This window comes from Croceicoccus mobilis (assembly GCF_001661965.1).
Lineage (GTDB): Bacteria > Pseudomonadota > Alphaproteobacteria > Sphingomonadales > Sphingomonadaceae > Croceicoccus > Croceicoccus mobilis.
Genome location: NZ_LYWZ01000021.1, coordinates 61,206 through 77,516 on the forward strand (window position 1 = coordinate 61,206; position 16,311 = coordinate 77,516).

Consider the following 16,311-nt stretch of genomic DNA (forward strand, 5'->3'; position numbering starts at 1 on the left):
CCTAGCGCGCCGGATAGCGTAGCCGCCCCAACAGACGCATCATCGAGAAATGCTCGACATCGTCGCGCTTGAAGCGCGCGGTGAATTTCCCGAACTTCGCCACATCCTGCAGCCGCCGGTCGAGGAAGGCATGGGTCTCGGCAAAATCCTCGCTCTGGTCATCGACGAAGACAGCGAGGGTGGAGCCATAGACAGAGGCAAGAATGGCGCGCTTCGAATAATGGTTGAAGTCAGTGGCCGTATCGCCCGCCAGCCGCCACATGCGATCCGCACTGCGCCAGCCGAGCTTGGCGGCACGCTTCAGGTTCTGCGGCATCGCCATGATGGCCAGCGCGCGGCGCAATGCCTCACGGTCGGGCGTCATCCGCTCCAGCCGGAACAGCAGCATGGCGCGGATCCTTTGCCCCACGCCCATGGAGGCCAGCACCTCGTCGGAAAAGGCTTCGGCCATGGCGACATCGATCGAATCGATCCATGCGGCGATCATGTCCATCGCTCCGCCCTTGAAGGCGAGACCGGCGATATCGGGGTCCACCCCTTCCATCTCGGCTGCGCCTGCAACGGCAAGCGGCGTCCAGCCGTCGAACACCGCTGCCTGCGCCACGGCAGGGGCCAGCGCGAGCGCCAGCTCCTCAAGCGTCAGATCGTCTGCTGCAATACTCATCAATTGATCATCGGCCCGTAATTATGCGCGCCGCCTTCCTCGTCATTGGACTGGATCACGGCCAGCACCGGATTGCGCTCGTCCTGCATCGCATAATCGCGCGCGCTGCGGCCCGAGCTGTCGGCCCGGTCGGGATCAGCACCGTTCTCGATCAGCAGCTTCGCGATTTCTTCGGCCTGCATGTGGGTGGCGACGATCAGCGGCGTTTCGCCGGTCGAATTGGTCGCGTTGGGATTGGCCCCGTTCTGAAGCAGTGACTTGACCCCATCGGCGAAGCCCAGCGTTACCGCCGTTTCAAGCGGGGTTACGCCCTTTTTATCGGCGATATTGGGGTTTGCGCCCCTCTGCAGCAGGAATTGCGTCCAGGTCGCGTCGCGGCGGGCAACGGTGATGTGCAGCGCCGTCTCACCCGTCGTGATGTTGCGGGTATTGACGATGGTCGACGACGGGTCGGACAATGCCTCCACCACGGCAGAGCCATCGGATTTCTTCACCGCTTCCAGGAATTTATACCCGGCGGAAAACTGCGCGGCGGCAGGAGCGGAAAGCCCCCCGATACCCAATGCCAGCACCAGTGCTGCGACCATGGCCCGGACGGGCATTGCTGTCATCGAAGCGATCATCGAAAATGTCTTACTTGCTACGTCAGTGCGAAACACGGGCGATCCGTTTCCATATTCTCATTGCCATGCCCTTATCTCCCCAGCCGGGCGTGGCTTCGTCCTTGCATGCGGGGCTTTAGCACGACATGAACCGCCCTGCCATGCCAAGCATCATCAAGTTTCACGCCGGCGCAACGCGCCTGCTTCTCGCCACCGGCCTCGCGCTGGCCGTCGCCGCCTGCGGTAGCGGCGATTCCGCGCAGGAACAGGCGCAAAGGCCAGAGCCTCCGCTGGCGGGCGCGACCATCGGCGGGGATTTCACGCTGACGAACAGCGAAGGCGAACCCGTCAGCTGGACCGATTTCAACGGACAGTGGCGCATCGTCTATTTCGGCTACACCTATTGCCCCGACATCTGCCCGGTCGATGCCGCCGGCATCGGCGGCGGGCTGACCCGATTCGCCGAGGAGGACCCGGAGCTTGCCGCGAAGGTCACGCCGATCTTCATCACCGTCGATCCCGATCGCGACACGCCCGAAGTGGTGGGCCAGTTCGCGAAAGCGTTCCACCCGCGTTTCGTCGGGCTGACCGGCACGCAAGAGCAGATCACGGCAGCGGCGAAGGAATTCAAGGTCTTCTACTCGCTCGGCCAGCCACGCGAGGACGGGAGCTATCTCGTCGAACACAGCGGCGCGACCATATTGTTCGACCCCAAGGGCGAACCCGTCGCCATCCTCTCCCCCCGCGAAGGCGCGCCGGTCGTGGCGCAGGAACTGGCGAAATGGGTGCATTGAAGGACACCGGCCCTGACGGCGAAGCTTTCTGGGAAAAGCCGCTTGCCGAACTGACCGACGAGCAGTGGGAAGCGCTGTGCGATGGCTGCGGCCAGTGCTGCACGCATAAGCTGGAGGATGCGGACACCGGGGAGATCTATCCCACCAATGTCTCCTGCAAACTGCTCGATGTCACCACCGCACGCTGCACCAATTACGCGCATCGTAAGGCTTTCGTCCCCGATTGCCTGCAACTCACCCGCGAAACCGCGGGCGATCTGCCATGGCTTCCGGACACTTGCGCCTATCGCCTGCGCGCCCATGGCAAGCCGCTGCCCGAATGGCATTACCTTATCAGCGGCGACCGCGGTGCAGTGCACCGCGCGGGCGTATCGGTCGCGGGCAAGGTGATTTCGGAAGACGAGGCCGGACCGATCGAGGCGCATGTCCAGATCGACGGCTATGTCCTGATGGATGCGCCAGGCGACGATGATGATGGGGATTTCTTCCTATGACGGGCCGCGCTCGCCGGGGCCTTGAAAATTTCCTGTCGCGCCGTGCGGCCCCTGCGCGCGAACTGCGTGACCGCATCGACCTGCCAGAAGGCCCGCTGCCTTTATTGGTGCGCACCCATTCCACCGCCCGCCGCATGACCCTGCGGCTGTCACCCGACGGCGGTGAGGCGCGCGTCACCGTGCCGCTGGGCGTCCCCCTGTCCGAAGGCGCCGCCTTTGCGCGCTCGCGCGTCACATGGCTTTCCGGCCAGCGCCGCGCCGTGCCTGCAGCGCGGACGGTAAAAAGCGGTGAAATCGTCGCCTTTCGCGGGCAGGACATCACAATCGCATGGGATGCCGCGCATCCGCGCACGCCGCGCATTGCCGGTGAAGAACTGCGTCTTGGCGGCCCTGCCGAAAGCCTTGCCAGCCGGATTCAGCGCTGGATGGAGGCGCAGGCGCTGGAGCTGTGCCGCGACGATCTTGCCCATTATTGCGCCCGCGCCGGTGTGACGCCCCCCGGCATTCGCCTGTCGCGCGCGCAGCGCCGCTGGGGCAGCTGTTCCAGCGAGGGGACCGTGCGCATCAACTGGCGGCTGATCATGGCACCCGATGCAGTGCGCCGTTCCGTGGTCGCACATGAAGTCGCGCATCTCGTCCATTTCGATCATTCGCCCGCGTTTTACACGCTGCTGGAAGGCATATTCGACGACGACCTGCGCGCCGCCGACCGCTGGCTGAAACGCCATGGGCGCGGGCTATACGCCGCGTTCGGTTGAGCGGCCCGCGCGCAGCGAAATCCCGTCAAGGCTGGCGCAAGGTCGCTTCGCCTATTATCTGTCGCATCATGTCAGTCATCACCCGTTACCTGCGCCTGTTCAATCCGCTGCTTGCCTTTCGCGATTTCCGCGACGTGTGGGAGCAGGATACGCCCCATCGCGGTCGCAACCTGCTGATGGCGGGCGCGGCGACCTGCGCGATATTTTCGGCCATGGCGATCATGGGCCGCAGCCAGATGGCCGCGCCCCCGGTGCCCGAAATCACCTGGATAACCCAGTATGACGCCGAACGCAGCGACAAGGAAATCATCGCCGAAAACATCGAGAACCAGCGCGAGAAGGAAGAGCTTTTCGCATTGCGCGACGCCCAGCGCGCCGAAATGCGCCGCACTTACGAGGTGATCGGCAATGCCACCGGGGTCGACACCAGCGACGCCAAGGCCGAAGGCGAAGCCGAACGCGCCGAATATGAGCGCAAGCTGGCCAAGGCGCGAGCAGAAGCGGTCGCCAGATACGGAACTATCGACCCCGAAACCGGCGCGATCATCATGCCCACCGCACCCGAAGGTGCCGGTGACGGAAACTAGGGTACACCCGATGGCCAGCCCGCAGGACCGCCGCTGGCTTGCGGCAGCCGCCCGGCTGGCCGGACGCGCCCGCCCGCTTTCCCGCCCCAATCCCGCCGTCGGCGCGCTGGTGGTCAAGGACGATATCGTATTGGGGCGCGGCTGGACCGCCGCCGGTGGCCGCCCCCATGCCGAGGCCGCCGCGCTGGCGCAGGCAGGCGATGCCGCAAGGGGCGCGGATATCTATGCCACGCTGGAGCCCTGCGCCCATGACAGCGCCCGCGGCCCCTCCTGCTCCGACCTGCTGGCGAAGGCGCGCCCTGCCCGCGTCATCATCGGCTGCGGCGATCCCGACCCGCGCACCAATGGCAAGGGCATCGCCCGTTTGCAGGATGCAGGGGTCGAGGTCATGGTGGTCGATTGCCCTTCCTCACACCGATCGCTCGAAGGGTTCCTGATGCGTGAGACACGCGGTCGCCCATTCGTGACTTTGAAGCTGGCGCTGTCGCTGGATGGCTGCATCGCGATGGCCAATGGCGAAAGCCAGTGGATCACCGGCCCCGAAGCGCGCGCCCATGCCCATGTTCTGCGCAGCCGTCAGGACGCGATCCTTGTCGGTGGCGGGACATTGCGCGACGACAATCCCACGCTGAACGTGCGCCTGCCGGGGCTGGAGGATCGCAGCCCCGAACGCTGGGTACTGACAGGCGGTGACGTGCCCGATGGCTGGCGCAAGCTGGCCGATCCCGCAGACCTTTCCCCTCTCGTCCCGGCGCAATATCTGATGATCGAGGGCGGTGCGTCCGCCGCCGCCGCCTTCCTGCGGGCCGATCATGTCGACCGGCTGGTCATCTATCGCGCGCCCATCGTGATCGGCGGCGGCAGGCCGGGGATTACCGACATCGGACTTGGCTCCCTTCCCGACGCGCATGGCCGCTGGGCAAGAAGCGACAGCCGCATGCTTGGCAAGGACGCGCTGGAGATATACGAGCGCATTCCATGTTCACTGGCATCGTAACCGCAATCGGCACCGTCCAGACCGTCTCCGACCGTGGAGACACGCATCTGAGGATCGCCTGCCCCTTCGACACTTCGGATATCGCCATTGGCGCGTCCATCGCCTGTTCGGGCGTGTGCCTGACCGTGGTGGAGCGCGGAAGCGACTGGTTCGCGGTCGACGTCAGCGGCGAGACCCGCAGCCGCACCGCACCCGGCCAGTGGCACGAAGGGCGGCGCATCAATCTGGAACCCGCGATGAAGCTGGGCGACGAGCTGGGCGGCCATATCGTCACCGGCCATGTCGATGCGGTCGGCTTTGTGGCAGTGCGCGAAACACGCGGCGGGTCGATCCACATGGAGGTCGATGCGCCCAAGGACATCGCCGCCTTCATCGCCGAAAAGGGTTCGATCACCGTCGATGGCGTATCGCTGACAGTGAACGCGGTGGAAGACCTGCCCGATGGCGTGGCGCGCTTTTCGCTGAACATCATCCCGCACACCGCCGAGGTCACGACCATTGGCGGTCTGGCGGAAGGCGACGCCGTCAATCTGGAGATCGACGTGCTGGCGCGTTACCTGAAGCGCATGCAGGCACTGCAGGGCTGATCCCAGCAACCGCAGACCACAACGAAAAAGGGCGGAGCCGCAAGGCCCCGCCCTTTTGTTTGACGTTATCGGTCGGATCAGGCGCTGACTTCAGCGACCGCCGCGATGAACTTGTCGATATTGCCCATGGTGAGGCCCGCGATATTGATGCGGCCCGACCCTGCCATATAGATGGCGTGATCCTCGCGCAGCTTCTGGATCTGCTCCTTTGACAGCGGCAGGATCGCGAACAGGCCGCGCTGCGTGGCGAGCGGCTTGAGGTCGACCGACCCTGCAACGCCTGCCTCGGCGAGCTTGGCGCGGACCTGGTTGATGCGAGTGCGCATCGATTCCAGCTCTTCCTTCCACTCGGTGGTCAGCGCCGCATCCGACAGGATCGTGCGCACCGCAGCCGCGCCGTGATCGGGCGGCATCGACCAGTTGGCACGCGCCAGCGACGCGCCGTTCGATGCGATGCAGGGCAGGCAATCCGCGCCCTCACCCATCATGTAGATCGCGCCGACACGGTCCCGGTAAAGGCCGAAATTCTTGTCGCAGCTATAGGCGATCAGTGCTTCCGGCACGGCTTCGAGCACCATGCGAACGCCGGCTGCATCTTCCTCCAGCCCATCGCCCAGACCCTGATAGGCAAGGTCGAGGATCGGAAGGATGCCCTTGTCCTTCAGAAGAGCGGTGATCTCTTCCCATTCGGCCAGCGAATAATCGATGCCGGTGGGGTTGTGGCAGCAGCCGTGCAGCAGGATCGCATCGGTGGGCGCTGCGCCCGCAATCGCTTCGCGCAGCGCGGCCATGTCTGCCGTGCCATCGGCGGTGGCGTGATTGAAGCTGCCCGCTGCGACGCCGACATCCTTCAGGATCTGCGCATGGTTGGGCCAGCTCGGCGTGCCCATCCAGACCTTGGTGACGCCCGCAGCCTTGGCGAGCGCAACCGCAAGGCGCACACCGCCGGTGCCGCCCGGGGTCTGCATACCGTCAATGGAGTCGATCTTGGCGAAATCCTTGCCGAAGATGATCGGCTTCAGCGCCTCGACAAAGCCCATGTCGCCTTCGGGGCCGAGATAGGCCTTTGAATCCTGCTTATCGACCAGCGCCTGCTCGGCCTTCTTGATCGAGGTGAAGACAGGGGTCGCGCCATCGTCGGTGCGGTACACGCCGACACCGAGGTCGATCTTGTCGCCGCGCTCGTCCGCCGAATAGAGCTTGATGAGCGCAAGAAGCGCGTCAGGGGGCTGCTGGGTAAGCTGGGCGAGAATGGTCATGGCAAATTCCGGTTCGGCAGTTTCGAGTCGCACGCCCCGGACCCGGCTTGGGCCGGAGCGGGCGCCTCATGCCGCTGCTTGCCGCCAGTAGCAAGCCTTAGCGTAACTGTATTGCCGGATTAGCGGCTGCCAGTGTTGGAAAAAGGCCGGATCAGAACGGCATCCATTTCTGCTTGTGCGAGAACTTCATGTAACCCGCATTGACGCCCAGCCGCGCGCCCGCGCCCAGACGGATCGGGATCAGCACAACGTCGCCTTTACGCAGATAGCTGGCATTGAGACCGCCCACGACATAGGCAGCGCCCTCGCCCGCCGGATAGCGTTCGTAAAGCTGCTCGGTATCCCAGAGGTTATAGACCAGCACGAAGGTCGATGCCGCATTGGCGCCGAAGTCGAAGCCGACCGAAGGACCGGTCCAGTAGATCGGCTGCTCGCCCTCGATCTTGTGGTGCAGCGTGCCCGAGCCATAGCGGAGACCAGCAATAAACGCGCCGCCGGCTTCACGCCCGACGATATAGCCGTTGGGCTCGCCCTGGTCCTTGAGGATCTTTTCGATCAGTCCCGCGAGACCTTCCGCGCCCTTGCCGAATACGCCCTCGGCCGCGCCTATCAGATCGTCTTCCTGATAGGTATCGCCCGCAGCCGGGGTCGTGGCCGCCTGCGTCGCGGCCTGCTCTGCCGGATAGGGGGTGGCCACCTGTCCCGTGGCCGCGGGATAGGCCGGGTCAACCGGAGCAGGCTGCTGCGTGGGAGTGGGAGCCGGTGTCTGCGTCGGCGCCGGGGTGGGCGTGGCGGCCGGGGCCGCATAGGGGTCGGTCGCGGTATAGGGATCGTTCGCCACCGGCGGCAGCTCACCATTGAGATCGCCGTCGATCGCGCCGCCCGTGCCCTGATAGGCGGTATCGGGATCGACAGTCTGCATCTGCGCATAGGCAGGCTGCACCGCGGCCAGCGCGATGATCCCGCCAAGGGTGGTTGCCAGTTTGCTGTGTGCGACAATTCGCATGATCATCAGGTGATCCCCGTCAAAGATTCGAATTTCCGGCGTGAATTCGCGCCGGCAAGGCCCCTTCATAAGGGGGCATGGCTTGGTTCCTATGGAGCCAGCCGGGCAATGAATGATCGGTGAATCGAATCTAAACCGCGCCATGTCGAGTGGATGCGCCCCCTTTTCCTCCGCTTTTCGGCGGATGACGGGCGCGAAGGGCCGGTCTGAAAATTCTTTGCAAAAACTTAGGCGAAGCACACTTGATGGCACCGGAACTGCCCGCTATAGGCCCACTCCTTCCGGAGACGTGGGTGAGTGGCTGAAACCAGTTCCCTGCTAAGGAACCAGACGGGGTAACCTGTCTCGAGGGTTCGAATCCCTCCGTCTCCGCCACCTCGTGATCCGAGGGCATCCCTTAAAGCGCTAATTTCCTTGCTTTTCCGCCAATCTTCGGTCATCATTGTTCTCTATTTGTTTCCGGTCTTCCGCCTGCATCCACCCCGATTCGGGGGCACATATGGGGGCAGCGCAACGCGACTTTGGGGGCACTGATGCTGACCGACATGGCCGTAAGGCAGGCTAAGCCCAGGCAAAAGGACTACAAGCTCGCCGATTCCGAAGGGCTGTACCTGTTCGTCTCGAAGGCAGGCCTGCGCAGCTGGCGCCTCAAATATCGCTTTGCCGGCAAGGAACGGCGGCTCGTTCTGGGCCGCTATCCCGAAATGGGGTTGAAGGAAGCGCGAGACCGCAAGGGCGATGCCCGTCGTCTCCTGTCCGATGGCCGCGATCCGGGGATCGAAGCGGCCAAGGCTAAGGTCGAACGCGCGGTCGCATCAGCCAACACCTTCGAGGTCTTGGCGCGGGGCTGGTACGATCTGCAGAAGGATCGCTGGACGCCGATCCATTCCCGCGATGTGATCACGAGCCTGGAGAAGGAAGTCTTCCCCTGGGTCGGTGTCCTGCCGATATCAGAGATCGACGAACCGATGGTGCTGTCGGTTCTCCGCAAGATTGAGAAGCGCGGGGCGATCGAGACGGCGCACAGGGTGCGCCAGCGCATGTCGGCGGTGTTTGTCCATGCCATTGCCGAAGGGGCAGGCTCGCGCGATCCGGCAGCGATCGTCACCAAGGCGCTGAAGCCCGTGCCGCGCGCGAAGAAGCGGCCAGCCTTCCTCTCGCTCGACGCGTTGCAGGACATGGTGCGCAAGACCGAAGCCGAACCGGCATCCCCGCTGACCAAGCTCGCCTCACGGTTCCTGGCGTTGACCGCGCAGCGCCCCGGCATGATCCGTGCGCTGCCGTGGGACGAGATCGAGGGCGTGGATTGGCAAAGCAATGATTCGTGCCTTGATGCGCGATGGCGGGTGCCTGCTCACCGCATGAAGCTCGACAAGGAACTGAAGTCCGACGAAGGCTTCGAACACCTGGTGCCGCTGTCACCGCAGGCAGTCGATGTCCTGCGCGCGGCATGGGTGCTGACCGGGCGCGGACCGTTGATCTTTCCGTCGAACCGCAATGCCCACAGGTCGATGAGCGAGAACACGCTCTCGTACTTCTACAACCGATGCGGCTATCAGGGGCGGCATGTCCCGCATGGCTGGCGGGCCTCTTTCTCCACGATCATGAACGAATGGGCCGAACGAACCGGTTCGCCGGGCGACCGGCATGTGATCGACCTGATCCTTGCCCATGTCCCCGAAGGGGTGTCGGGGTCGGAAGGTGCCTATAATCGCGCTGCCTACATGGAACGCCGGCGCGAACTGCTCGATGTATGGGGCGCCACGCTGCTCGATGCTTTCCCCGCGCCGCACAAGATGCTGGGCTGGCCAAGCCGCTAATCAGATGCCGATCTCGAACGGTTTGACCCGCTCGCGCTGCAATTCGAGTTCGGGCGCCTCGGGCTCCTTCTCGCCCACGGTTTCCAGCGCGGAAGTCTTTTCGCCCGATTGCAGTTCCAGCTTCCGCTGTGTCTGGTCGGCCTTATCGACATAGACGGTAAGATCGTCGCGCACGCGGGTGACCGAGACGAGGAAGTTCTGCCGTGTCAGCAGTTTCGTGTCGCGTGCTTCCATGACGACGATGGCCTTGTCGGTGGTCATGCCCTGGGCCATGTGCGCGTTGTAAGCATAGGCCAGATCGATTCGGGAGAGCATTGGGTCGGCTTTCGATAGTGACATCTTCATACCGGTCGAAGTCTCGATGTCGACGTGGGACTTGCCGATTGCCGTCACCGTGGCGCGATCGGCATTGAGCAGCCCGCGCTGGTGGTCGTTCGTCGTCCAGCGGATGCGATCGCCCGCTTGGATGGTCCGCTCCCGCTGTTCGTGAAGCGCGATGCGATTGTCCTGTCCGGGCCGGATACGGTCGGGATCGAAGCGATGCGGCTTGCCATGGGCATCGACCAGTTCCACGCGACCATTTTCATTTACGCCGGTTACCGCGTAAAGTCCTGACGGCAGCCGCTGTGCCTTGACGGGTTTGGCCAGCTCGACAATCCTGCCTGGTTTGTAGTGGTGCGCATAGCGCAGTTCCTCGTTGGTGAGGTTGACCCGGTCGAGCGCCCGGACGGTCAGGCTGCCGCCGCCAAGCTCGCCCTTGTCGCGGAGTCCCGCTTGCACGGTCTGGTTGACAGCATCGCGTAGCCGCCGGCCCGATGCAAAGATCATGGTTCGATCGCGCTCGTCCCTTGGCAGATCGAGCCATTGCCGCGCGGCCCGTTCGAGCACGCCGCCGTCGGCTTCGACCACCTTGCCGCCGAGCAGGGCCATGGCCTTGTTGACGTCGCCTGCCTGCGCGGCTTTCGCGATCTCGCGGATCGTATTGTCGCGGGCGCGGACATTCTGGTCCATGTGCGCGGTCGCGATCCCGGCGCCCTGTGCCAGCGCAAAGGGTTTTCCGGCATCGACCGCGCCCAGCTGCTTTGCATCGCCGATCAGAACGAGGCGCGCGACCTGGAGCCGGTTGGCGATCTCGACCAGCTTCAGCTGATCGGCATTGGCGAGCATCGAGGCTTCGTCGACCACGAGCACGCTGCCTGCAAGTTCCGCCCTGTCGGTTTTTCCTACCTCCCCGCCATAGGCCTTGAGGAACCGCGATACGGTCATCGACGCGATGCCGGTATCGCGCTCCAGTTGCCGAACGAGGGTGTTCTGTACGGCAAGTCCCATGACCTTGCGCCCCTGTGCTTCGAACAGGCGCGCGGCGGGTGCAAGCAGGCTCGATTTGCCCGCCCCGGCAATCCCCTGGATGGCAACGATGCGGTCGGAGGACGCAAACATCATGCGCCCTGCCGCTTCCTGCCCGGGATTGAGGGCGAAGCCGTTCGCATCTTGCGCAAAGTGCTGGAGGCTCGTCCCGGCAATATCAGACGACAGGAGAGGTGGAACTTGTCCGCGCCCCTTGTCGATCTCCTCCAGCATGCACCGCTCGGTCGCCAGAGCCTGCATGATCGTGACCAGTCCGGCACGCTCGTCAGCCCCGCGTTGCAGGTTGCCTGTACGCAGTTGGCGATCGATCGCCTTCTCGACCTCGTCGAAGGTTGTCGGCAGGCCGAAGTCCAGCGCCGCCTTGGCAATATCGGTCACGGCAAAGCCTGCCTCGCGTTGTTCCAGGTGCCGGATGGCGGACGCCACCGCATGGGCAGCGGCAATGTCGCCCAGTGTCTGCCTGGGGAACCGCTGCGGCAGATAGGGATCGGTGGCTTGCATCCCCATGGCACTGGCAAAACGATCGGCGATATCCCGCGCCTTGCCTGCAATCGTGTTCCACACTTCGCCCATGCGCCGGGTCATGCCCGGTTCGGATTGGAACCTTTGATCGGCCTCGGCGCGGATGGCGGCCAGGTCGAGCCGGATTTCGCGGGCTGTCTCCTTCCATCCCGCATAGAGCGCGCCGCGATCTTCGACAGGCGCCTTGTTTTCGCGTGTCATCAGCGTGGCCGCCTGCAAAGCTTGCGGCGAGCGCGAGGTCATCTCGCTGACCTTGGCTAAAATCTGCTGGCGGCGGGTGCTGAACGCCATCACCATGTTGCGCGCGATGCCCGCCGCTTCGAAGTTGCCGTGCTTCGAGCGGTCGCCGATCCTGTAACCCATCGCTTCGACGCTGCGACGGAAGTGCGCCATCGTCATCGAGTTGAGCAGTGTGTTGTAGGTCCAGAGCTTGTCGTTGCGCAGCGCGCGCCATTCGCCACCCGGCAACCGGGTCATGTTGGCGATCACGGCATGGAAGTGGCTTTGCGGCTCCTGCGCGCGGCTCGTGTCGTGCTCGAACAGACCAATCACAAGGTTGCTGGTCGGTACCAGCTTCTGCCCTTTCCCGTCATCGACACGGGCCTGTGCCGCGTTCTTTTCCGCCCAGGTCAGCGTTGCCTTCACTGCCTCGCCATAGGCTTCGATGATCCGCCGGTCCCCGCCCACCAGTGCAATCAGCGACCAGCTCTTGGGCATCGAAAATGTGAGGTCGATGCCGGCACGGTGAATGCCTTCGCGGCCCACGCGCGAACCATCGGGTAGTTCGCCGCGCAGTACGGCTTCGAACTGTCTGGCATCGATCCCGCCGGATAGGCCCAATGCTTCGGCGCCCTTGCCGAACCATTCGCCCTGACCCTGTTCGTGGGTGTAGTAGTTGTCGGCAGCGAAGTACGAAGCTGCCCCGCCTGCCGAGCGAACCGATGCGACCGAGAGCACCTACTTGTCCTCGCGCTGCGGCTTGCGGCGGGCTTGCCCGGGAACGAATCTGGGTTTCTCGGGTGTCACAGGCGGCGGCAAGGCGGGTGGCAGTTTGGACGCCGGATCGGGTGGGCGCGTTGGTGCTTGTTCGGTCCGCCGAACAATGCGCGTTTGCATCGGATCGATCGCGTCGCTCGAAGCCTTGGGCCGACTCCCGTCAGGTTCGGCAAAGGGAAACGAAAGCTGCTCGCCTAGTGCCGCTTTCGATTTCGTACGCCGTCGTGGTTTGGTCTCCACCGGGAGCTCAGCTGGTGATTCTTCCGGCAGCGTATTCCGCTCACACCGCCTCGCCCATTGCACCCTGATCCGGGTCAAAGCCTCTTCCAGAATGGGCAATGAATGCCAGAGTGCTGGCGGGGCGAATAGCAGGCCTGTCGCGATCCATGTGCCGCGCACGATCCGGTCCAGCATATGCGCCCACGCCGCCACGAATGGGTTCGTCGTTGCAATCACGTCCTGACGCACAACGAAGCTTTCGCCGCCACCTGAGAAGTACCATTGTGCGTCCCCGCTCGCGCCGAGAAACAGGAACAGGTTCGCCTTGGCATGGGCCAGGCCAAACACGTTGGTGGTGACGTCGGAATGGACCTCCAGCTGGTACCGGATCGACAGGTATAATACCGCCAGAACGATTGCGACGGCCAGCTTCGGTCCCACCCAGCGGGTGAGGTAGAACGGCTCGTCAAAGGTGGAGCGCGCGTCATCCCACATCGTCGCGATCCTCGCCCGCAAGGTCACTGCGCCAGGTGGCTATCACTTGCGCATAGAGCCTGGGATCATGGCGTTCGAGGAGCGCGCTCACCGCCCTTGCGGTGAACAGCACGTTGCGCTCCAGATCGCCCGGAGCGAGCAGCGAGGCGGCATCGAGTTCGTCGACGACCAGTTTGCGCAGCAGGCCCGTCACCGTCATGTGGCGGCTTGTTGCCAATGCACCGAACTGGTCGAAGATATCCTGCGTTACATAGCAGGCAAGGTGATGGCGTCGCGGCATTCGGGCATTCTCCACGCCCCTTCACGATCCGCCTCCTTGAGTGAGAACATAAATAGAACATGCTGCAAATTCAAGCGCGGATATCCGTTTGCTGTCAGACGGTTGTGGCAGCTGGTCACCAGTGGTCAGCGCGGTCACCAATGGTCAGTTTAGCAGGATTTCGCGGCGCGCGACCAAAGTCGCTTTATATCAAAGGCCTGCGCTCACGATTCATTCCCGGTGAGGGGTATGGTGTGCTCTCTTCTCCCCACTGCGGAAGGCTTGATCCAGTATATCATGCGTCAATTGACTGAAGGTACTTTCGATCGTTCTTGTGGGTGCGCCTGCGGCTCAATGATCCGCCTCCATATTACGGATATTTCCACGGACGACGCGATCGATTCTGCTAGGAATCGCCCGATGGAGTGTGACCGCAATTACAGCTTCACGCACTGCCGCAGCGCCGCACGCAGCGTCGATGGCGCATTGGCGAGGGAGGCCTGACCCTGAAGCCTGCCGTCGATCCGAAGGTATGCCATAGACGGGCGCGCCTTCGACAGACAGTATCTCGACCCGGTCCAGCAACAGGCTTGGAATCGTGTTGAGATCCACCTGCGATCCGGGAGCCGCAAGCCCGAAAACTGTCGCGGTATTGCCGCTGACAAAGCGTTTGCCGTCAACCAGTACTAGCGTGCGCTGCGAGCCAAGGCCGAATAGGTCGATATAACGTTGGTCCGCCCCGAAACTGCCGCTTTGCTCGCCTACCGGACTGCTCGCAGGCGGACCAAAGACCGGTACTTCGTCGAGAATATCGGCAACATTGCCAATCGCGCGCTTTTCCATGGCCGCAGCCGGAATGACTTCGAGCGAAACTTCGACTTCATCGGATTCGGCGGTGATACGTGTGCCGGTTACGATAATGCCATTCTTGTCGATGTCATCTGCACCAGCGGCGAACGCAGCACGGGGCGAAAGGCAGGATGACAGTGCGATGCCAAGCGCCAGCTTTCGCGCAACGCCCCAAGTCAAATAATTCAAGAATCGTCCCTTTCCCCCAAAAGGTTCCGGCGAGATAAGCAACCGGACCAGCTGGGACCGCCGATAACCAATGCCTGGCGGTGGCCAAGGAGAAACAAAACAACGCCGGAGGGAGCCGACCTGCTCAATTTCGCGGCAAGTAGAAACCGCCATCTGCGAGACTTTCAGGTTGTGCGACCGGATATGCTGCAATCAACACCCCTGCACCACCTTGCGAAAATCGCACAGCCGCCGAGAACATCTGTTCATCGCGTCTGTCACGAGGCTCGGGACCAGCCAAAAGGCGTTCAGGCCGTTCATCGCCAAGATAGATGTCGATCGGCACGATCCACTCGCCAAGCAGGAAGGTTTCTCCGGGCAGTTTCACATCATCGGGAATCTGGCGCGCATCTGGGAGAGGTCCTCGCCATTGACGACGGTATTCATCAGCTTGACGACCTTGCCGTTCTCAACCCGCAGGAAATAGAGGTCGACGCCCGCCTCTGCTGTTTCCCTATCCGCCGAAATATACAGTGAACGCACCATTTCCTTCAGCAGGGCTTCGCCTTCAGCATTCACCACCGCATCCTGATTGGCAAGCAGGGCAAGCGCTGTCGGCTCGCTGCGTTCAGGCAACAAGGGAATGGGTGTGGGACGCTTGGCCTCGGCAGACATCACGGGAAAACCGGCGATCATTACAGCCGCCAGCAGCGCGATTGTCGTACGCTTCATCTTGTGGTGTCCTTTCTGTTGGATCGCCAGATCAGTTGAGGCGCAGCAGCATGACGCGCCGGGGCCTTCGCTGGTGGCATTGCTGGCAATCGGTTGCTGGCTGCCCACACCATAGGCGACGAGCCGGTCTGTTGCGACGCCGCGAGCAATCAGCGCACTGCGCACAGCGTTCGCACGATCTTGAGAGAGCAGCTGGTTTGTCGTCGCGTTGCCCACGCTATCGGTATGGCCGACAATCTGGAGCTTGAGCTCAGGGCGCTGGCTCATCAGCGCGACGACATCCTCGATTGCTGGACCGGAATTGGGCTTCAACACGGATTTTCCGGTGTCGAAATAGACCCCTTGCAGGTTGATCTGCCCGCTGCGGTCCAGTTCGGCTGCCATAGCTGACTGATCGACCGAGACCATGCCAGTGTCCATTTGCGACGTTTCCAGCACCTGTATCGTGGTGCGCCCGAACCCGCCGCCCTCGCGGTAAACTAGGATCGAGACATAGGCGGTGCCTTCACCATAATGCAGCTTGCCGCTGAATTATCGCACATCCTGCCCGTACTGGATCATACCGTTGATTCTCCGGGCATTATCAACCCAGGTTTCGCCGCCCGACATTTGATAATCGATCCGGAAGCCGCGCGCGGCCAGCGCCTGCTGGTAATTCCTGATGATTTCCAGCGTCGAACGTTCTTTCGGATTGTTATAAACGATGCTGGTCAACTTGCCTTCCAGCATTTCGGTGATGACATGGCGTTGCTTGTGTACGCCGATGATCCGGCGATAATCGGTATAGGCTTCGAACTTGCGATCATTCCGGACGGAGCCGGCGTAGGGCGTGACAAGCGGATGATCGCCACCCGGATCGACCGAGGAACCACCCTGGCTGCCGTTTGAGCTGGCCGTGCTGGATGTCTCTGCCTGGCAACGGCTATCGCCCATCGCGCAGCGGGTTGCCTGAGTGATGGTCTCATCGGTCTTGCGCGTGGTTTCACGCTTTACGGCCTGTTCTGCCGCGCGCTTGATATCGCCAAAAATGCCTTGCGCGGCTGCAGGCGTCGCAGTGACTGCGAGCAGTGCGGCACAGGCAAACATCGTCGATAGGCGCGATATAGTGCTGAATGCCGGCATTGTCCTTGATCTC

The 16,311-nt window shown here is 62.9% G+C and carries 18 protein-coding genes and 1 tRNA gene; 8 read left to right on the top strand and 11 right to left on the bottom strand.

The features are described from left to right. Position 1 precedes the first annotated feature (1 nt). Positions 2–664: a COQ9 family protein gene (locus A9D13_RS07110; protein ID WP_066771995.1), complete on the bottom strand. Its 663-nt coding sequence runs from the start codon at positions 662–664 to the stop codon at positions 2–4. Then, entirely contained in the window at positions 664–1,275 is a 612-nt protein-coding gene (locus A9D13_RS07115; RefSeq protein ID WP_229665547.1) for an ankyrin repeat domain-containing protein, read from the bottom strand. The genes A9D13_RS07110 and A9D13_RS07115 overlap by 1 nt, the downstream gene beginning before the upstream one ends. A gap of 152 nt (positions 1,276–1,427) precedes the next feature. Here A9D13_RS07115 and A9D13_RS07120 point away from each other — a divergent pair, with 152 nt between their 5' ends. The 6 genes from A9D13_RS07120 (at position 1,428) to A9D13_RS07145 (ending at position 5,483) form a co-directional block, all read left to right on the top strand. Beyond that, complete coding sequence (locus A9D13_RS07120) at positions 1,428–2,060, top strand: SCO family protein (RefSeq protein WP_066772134.1); 633 nt, start codon at positions 1,428–1,430, stop codon at positions 2,058–2,060. Beyond that, a complete protein-coding gene (locus A9D13_RS07125) occupies positions 2,048–2,554 on the top strand; it encodes a YcgN family cysteine cluster protein (protein WP_066771997.1) in 507 nt (168 codons plus the stop codon). The genes A9D13_RS07120 and A9D13_RS07125 overlap by 13 nt, the downstream gene beginning before the upstream one ends. Then, the gene (locus tag A9D13_RS07130) at positions 2,551–3,312 is read left to right on the top strand and encodes a M48 family metallopeptidase (protein ID WP_082922192.1); all 762 of its coding nucleotides are present in this window, start codon (positions 2,551–2,553) and stop codon (positions 3,310–3,312) included. Before A9D13_RS07125 ends, A9D13_RS07130 begins: the two co-directional genes overlap by 4 nt. 68 nt (positions 3,313–3,380) lie before the next feature. Then, positions 3,381–3,899, top strand: coding sequence for a hypothetical protein (locus tag A9D13_RS07135; RefSeq protein WP_066771998.1), 519 nt, complete (start codon positions 3,381–3,383; stop codon positions 3,897–3,899). Between the two features lie 10 nt (positions 3,900–3,909). Beyond that, complete coding sequence (gene ribD / locus A9D13_RS07140; RefSeq protein ID WP_066771999.1) at positions 3,910–4,896, top strand: bifunctional diaminohydroxyphosphoribosylaminopyrimidine deaminase/5-amino-6-(5-phosphoribosylamino)uracil reductase RibD; 987 nt, start codon at positions 3,910–3,912, stop codon at positions 4,894–4,896. Further along, positions 4,878–5,483, top strand: a complete 606-nt coding sequence (locus A9D13_RS07145; RefSeq protein WP_066772000.1) for a riboflavin synthase — start codon at positions 4,878–4,880, stop codon at positions 5,481–5,483. The genes ribD and A9D13_RS07145 overlap by 19 nt, the downstream gene beginning before the upstream one ends. 77 nt (positions 5,484–5,560) lie before the next feature. On the opposite strand, the gene A9D13_RS07150 is transcribed toward A9D13_RS07145, so the two are convergent. Further along, positions 5,561–6,736 carry an amino acid aminotransferase gene (locus tag A9D13_RS07150; RefSeq protein WP_066772138.1) on the bottom strand — a complete coding sequence of 392 codons (1,176 nt, stop codon included), beginning with the start codon at positions 6,734–6,736 and terminating at the stop codon, positions 5,561–5,563. Between the two features lie 157 nt (positions 6,737–6,893). Further along, positions 6,894–7,748, bottom strand: coding sequence for a DUF1134 domain-containing protein (locus A9D13_RS07155; protein ID WP_229665551.1), 855 nt, complete (start codon positions 7,746–7,748; stop codon positions 6,894–6,896). Between the two features lie 283 nt (positions 7,749–8,031). On the opposite strand from A9D13_RS07155, the gene A9D13_RS07160 reads away from it, so the two are divergent. Both A9D13_RS07160 and A9D13_RS07165 read left to right on the top strand, forming a co-directional pair. Continuing rightward, positions 8,032–8,123, top strand: a tRNA-Ser gene (locus A9D13_RS07160). A gap of 158 nt (positions 8,124–8,281) precedes the next feature. After that, positions 8,282–9,568: a tyrosine-type recombinase/integrase gene (locus tag A9D13_RS07165; protein WP_066772004.1), complete on the top strand. Its 1,287-nt coding sequence runs from the start codon at positions 8,282–8,284 to the stop codon at positions 9,566–9,568. On the opposite strand, the gene mobF is transcribed toward A9D13_RS07165, so the two are convergent. The 7 genes from mobF to A9D13_RS07200 all read right to left on the bottom strand — a co-directional run bounded on the left by mobF (position 9,569) and on the right by A9D13_RS07200 (position 16,298). Further along, on the bottom strand, positions 9,569–12,415 hold the full coding sequence (gene mobF, locus A9D13_RS07170) for a MobF family relaxase (protein ID WP_066772006.1): 2,847 nt from the start codon (positions 12,413–12,415) through the stop codon (positions 9,569–9,571). After that, entirely contained in the window at positions 12,416–13,168 is a 753-nt protein-coding gene (locus A9D13_RS07175) for a hypothetical protein (protein ID WP_066772007.1), read from the bottom strand. It lies immediately after the preceding gene. Further along, positions 13,158–13,448 carry a hypothetical protein gene (locus tag A9D13_RS07180; protein WP_066772008.1) on the bottom strand — a complete coding sequence of 97 codons (291 nt, stop codon included), beginning with the start codon at positions 13,446–13,448 and terminating at the stop codon, positions 13,158–13,160. Before A9D13_RS07180 ends, A9D13_RS07175 begins: the two co-directional genes overlap by 11 nt. A 330-nt stretch (positions 13,449–13,778) precedes the next feature. Then, positions 13,779–14,465 carry a TonB-dependent receptor plug domain-containing protein gene (locus A9D13_RS07185; RefSeq protein WP_066772009.1) on the bottom strand — a complete coding sequence of 229 codons (687 nt, stop codon included), beginning with the start codon at positions 14,463–14,465 and terminating at the stop codon, positions 13,779–13,781. Positions 14,466–14,589: 124 nt separating this feature from the next. Further along, entirely contained in the window at positions 14,590–14,832 is a 243-nt protein-coding gene (locus A9D13_RS20800) for a hypothetical protein (protein ID WP_066772010.1), read from the bottom strand. After that, positions 14,829–15,596 (bottom strand): OmpA family protein, encoded by a 768-nt coding sequence (locus tag A9D13_RS07195; RefSeq protein WP_082922194.1) that lies wholly within the window; start codon positions 15,594–15,596, stop codon positions 14,829–14,831. The genes A9D13_RS20800 and A9D13_RS07195 overlap by 4 nt, the downstream gene beginning before the upstream one ends. A 111-nt stretch (positions 15,597–15,707) precedes the next feature. Next, entirely contained in the window at positions 15,708–16,298 is a 591-nt protein-coding gene (locus tag A9D13_RS07200; RefSeq protein WP_156521951.1) for a hypothetical protein, read from the bottom strand. Positions 16,299–16,311: the final 13 nt, after the last annotated feature.

Bases quoted from the DNA above. Each gene is read 5' to 3' on its own strand.
- A9D13_RS07165 (WP_066772004.1), top strand. From the start codon at position 8,282: ATGCTGACCGACATGGCCGTAAGGCAGGCTAAGCCCAGGCAAAAGGAC.
- A9D13_RS07180 (WP_066772008.1), bottom strand. From the start codon at position 13,448: ATGCCGCGACGCCATCACCTTGCCTGCTATGTAACGCAGGATATCTTC.
- A9D13_RS07175 (WP_066772007.1), bottom strand. From the start codon at position 13,168: ATGTGGGATGACGCGCGCTCCACCTTTGACGAGCCGTTCTACCTCACC.
- A9D13_RS07115 (WP_229665547.1), bottom strand. From the start codon at position 1,275: ATGACAGCAATGCCCGTCCGGGCCATGGTCGCAGCACTGGTGCTGGCA.
- ribD (WP_066771999.1), top strand. From the start codon at position 3,910: ATGGCCAGCCCGCAGGACCGCCGCTGGCTTGCGGCAGCCGCCCGGCTG.
- A9D13_RS07110 (WP_066771995.1), bottom strand. From the start codon at position 664: ATGAGTATTGCAGCAGACGATCTGACGCTTGAGGAGCTGGCGCTCGCG.
- A9D13_RS07145 (WP_066772000.1), top strand. From the start codon at position 4,878: ATGTTCACTGGCATCGTAACCGCAATCGGCACCGTCCAGACCGTCTCC.
- A9D13_RS07200 (WP_156521951.1), bottom strand. From the start codon at position 16,298: ATGCCGGCATTCAGCACTATATCGCGCCTATCGACGATGTTTGCCTGT.
- A9D13_RS07120 (WP_066772134.1), top strand. From the start codon at position 1,428: ATGCCAAGCATCATCAAGTTTCACGCCGGCGCAACGCGCCTGCTTCTC.
- A9D13_RS07135 (WP_066771998.1), top strand. From the start codon at position 3,381: ATGTCAGTCATCACCCGTTACCTGCGCCTGTTCAATCCGCTGCTTGCC.
- A9D13_RS07195 (WP_082922194.1), bottom strand. From the start codon at position 15,596: ATGGACACTGGCATGGTCTCGGTCGATCAGTCAGCTATGGCAGCCGAA.
- A9D13_RS07125 (WP_066771997.1), top strand. From the start codon at position 2,048: ATGGGTGCATTGAAGGACACCGGCCCTGACGGCGAAGCTTTCTGGGAA.
- A9D13_RS07130 (WP_082922192.1), top strand. From the start codon at position 2,551: ATGACGGGCCGCGCTCGCCGGGGCCTTGAAAATTTCCTGTCGCGCCGT.
- A9D13_RS07155 (WP_229665551.1), bottom strand. From the start codon at position 7,748: ATGCGAATTGTCGCACACAGCAAACTGGCAACCACCCTTGGCGGGATC.